Genomic DNA, 2895 nt, shown 5'->3' with positions numbered 1-2895 from the left:
CGACTGGGGCGCCGCAGTCGCCATGCCCTACCGGCAGACAGTTGTCATCAAATCTCCCGCCCGTTTCCCGGTCGGAAAATCGCTGCGGGAACTGCTGCAGCATGAGTACACTCATCTCGCTTTATCCGAGCGCCTCGGTTTTGGCCGCGCCCCCCGCTGGCTCGATGAGGGGCTGGCGATGTTTCTCTCCTCCGAATGGGGATGGGAAGATAATATCAGCATGACTCGCGCCGTTCTTTTTAACAACCTGATTCCGCTTGACGAAATCGAAAAGATGAATCTCTTCCCGGAAGGGAAGGCGCATACCGCTTACGCCCAGTCATATCTGGCGGTAAAATATTTCCTCGACAATTATGGCATCAAGGCTTTCAATATATTTCTTGATTCGCTGAGCCGACGTCACTCCGTCGATTCGGCGCTCTTTGCCGCCATCGGCGCCACCTATGAAGGATATGAAACGGAATTCTTTGATTACCTTAGAAAGCGATACACATTCATGAGTCTTTTTATCGATACTCTCTATATCTGGATCATCCTTGCCGCCGTTGTCGTTATCGGATTCATCCTCAACTTCCTGAAAAAGCGCCGCTATTACCGTCGCTGGGAGGAAGAGGACCGCCTGCAATCGCGCGATTTCGACTACGGCGATCCCACTAAACCGGAAGCGACCGACGATGACGAAAATAAGCCATGGGCTTGAATACGCCGCCATCTACACGCTGACCCGGCTGGTGCAGATTATGCCGGGGCGTCTCGCCGACTGGCTCGCGATTGCGCTCGGTAATCTGGCATATCTATTGATGACAACACGGCGCGAGGTCGCCCTTAATAATCTTCGGCGCGCTTTCGGCAATGAAAAAGGGGAGAGGGAGCTGGCGCAAATAACCCGAAAGGTGTTTATAAATATTGCCCGCACTCTGGTCGAATTTGCCCGTCAGCCGGTTCTGAAAAAAGAGAAAATTCTCGAAATGATTGATGCCGAAGGCGCCGAATTTTTGGGGCAGGTCAAAAGTGAGGGGAAAGGAGCGATGCTGGTCGCCGGGCATTTTGGCAACTGGGAACTTTTCGGCGGATGGGCTGCGGCGCTCGGATATCCGGTCGATTTCCTCGTCGGGCAACAGCATAACAGGAAAGTTGATGAACTTATGAACTCTCTTCGCCGCGCTCTGGGGGTCGGCATCATTCCGATAGGAGTCTCCAGCCGCCATGTTATCAAATCGCTCCGCGCTAACCGAATGGTTGCCGTGGTCAACGACCAGCACTCCGCCACCGGCGCGGTTGTTGTCAATTTTCTCGGACGTCCGGCGGCATCACACAAAGGTCCCGCCGCCTTCGCGGTCAAAATGGACTGCCCGATAATTACCGGCGCGCTGCTCCGGGTGCGATACGGCCGACATCATGCTATAGTACTGCCGCCGATATATCCGCCTAAAACCGGCGATGAAGAGAAAGATATTCTGCTTATGACCCAGCAGTTCACCGATAGTCTCGAGAGATTCATCCGGCAATATCCGGAACAATGGATGTGGACTCATCGGCGCTGGAAACTGGATTGATATGCCAAATCGCCATGAAAGTATGAATACGGTCATTATCCGGGCTCCCAATCATCTCGGTGATTGCCTGATGGCTCTTCCGGCGCTTCGCTCTCTAATCCGTTCCGGCGCAGAGCACAAAATATATCTTTTGGCGCCTCACTGGAGCCGCCCTCTCTTCGATGGTTTGCCGCTTGCGGAATTCATTCCCCTCTCCGGCGAGCATCTCCATGGCTGGAAAGGTATCCTTCGCCAGTCACAACTTCTGCGCAAATACCGCCTGACTCACGGCATTATTCTGCCGCCATCGTTCTCCTCGGCTCTCGCTTTTTTCCTCGGCAAGGTTAAAAACCGCCACGGCTTCCGCACCGACAGGCGGGGATTTCTCTTAAATGACGGCATCAATCTCCCTACTGGAAAGGTTTTCCATCGCGCCGCTCTTTATCAATCTCTGGTAAATCATTTTGCGAGCCAGGAACTGCCGCCGGCGCCGGCGAAACTTGACATAAGCATTGGCAGTCAGAAAAAAGCGGAGCGACTTCTGGCGCCATCCGCGCGGGGTTCCCGCCTGGTCGCTATCGCGCCGCAGGCGGTAGCGACGTCACGCCGCTGGGGCGCCGACAACTATCGCAAACTGGCATTGAGGCTAATCTCAGAATGCGATTGCAAAGTCGTTCTTTTAGGTGCGGCCGCCGAATTCGAAGCCGGTGAAATAGTCGCAGCCGGTGACAGCAAAATTATAAATCTCTGCGGCAAAACCGATATCGGCTCCGCCGCCGCTGTTTTGTACCGCTGTCGTCTCTTCATCGGCAATGACTCCGGACTGGCGCATCTCGCCGCCGCCGTCGATATCCCCCTGGTGGTCCTCTCCGGAGCGGATAATCCGGAGGAAACTTCTCCAATTTCAGACAAGAAGACTGTCATTATCAGAGACAATCTGCCCTGCATCTGCTGCGTAAAGAACCGCTGTCCCTTAAGTGACGATGCCTTTATGCGTTGCATGAAAGATATTAGCGTTGATGACGTCTTCACCGCCGCCAAATCGCGGGGATTCTGCTCTTGAAAATAGTAATCAAATCTGCTACGGCACGGCCGAACACAGTATGCCACAAATTTATTTTGCATTCAATAATGCAAAAATTGCTCCATTTTTCGTAAATATCCGTTGACAAATTCTGTCTTAGCCTTTTAATTGATAAATAGATATTCAGCCGGAGTGACCATCTCGACAAACCAATAAATCTTACCTTCTGGTGCGAAATTTCGGTCAATCCGAATAGTCTAAATGAGACATTCCGGTCAATGTTAACTTGTCATCGCCGTTAAGCTATTTGGCGGCTTTGATGCCGCCGCAGGCCCT

General features: G+C 52.7%; 3 protein-coding genes. All 3 read left to right on the top strand.

The features are described from left to right. On the top strand, positions 1-700 hold a 700-nt coding region (locus AB1690_13330), incomplete at its 5' end, for a peptidase MA family metallohydrolase (protein ID MEW6016288.1). Further along, positions 675-1556, top strand: a complete 882-nt coding sequence (locus tag AB1690_13325) for a lysophospholipid acyltransferase family protein (GenBank protein ID MEW6016287.1) — start codon at positions 675-677, stop codon at positions 1554-1556. The genes AB1690_13330 and AB1690_13325, both read left to right, overlap by 26 nt. Position 1557: 1 nt before the next feature. Continuing rightward, on the top strand, positions 1558-2598 hold the full coding sequence (gene waaF, locus AB1690_13320; protein ID MEW6016286.1) for a lipopolysaccharide heptosyltransferase II: 1041 nt from the start codon (positions 1558-1560) through the stop codon (positions 2596-2598). Positions 2599-2895 lie beyond the last annotated feature (297 nt).

This window comes from Candidatus Zixiibacteriota bacterium (assembly GCA_040753495.1).
Lineage (GTDB): Bacteria > Zixibacteria > MSB-5A5 > GN15 > PGXB01 > DYGG01.
The sequence above is the reverse complement of the archived record's forward strand: the minus strand, read 5'-3'. Positions and strand labels throughout refer to the sequence as shown.

Bases quoted from the DNA above. Each gene is read 5' to 3' on its own strand.
- AB1690_13325 (MEW6016287.1), top strand. From the start codon at position 675: ATGACGAAAATAAGCCATGGGCTTGAATACGCCGCCATCTACACGCTG.
- waaF (MEW6016286.1), top strand. From the start codon at position 1,558: ATGCCAAATCGCCATGAAAGTATGAATACGGTCATTATCCGGGCTCCC.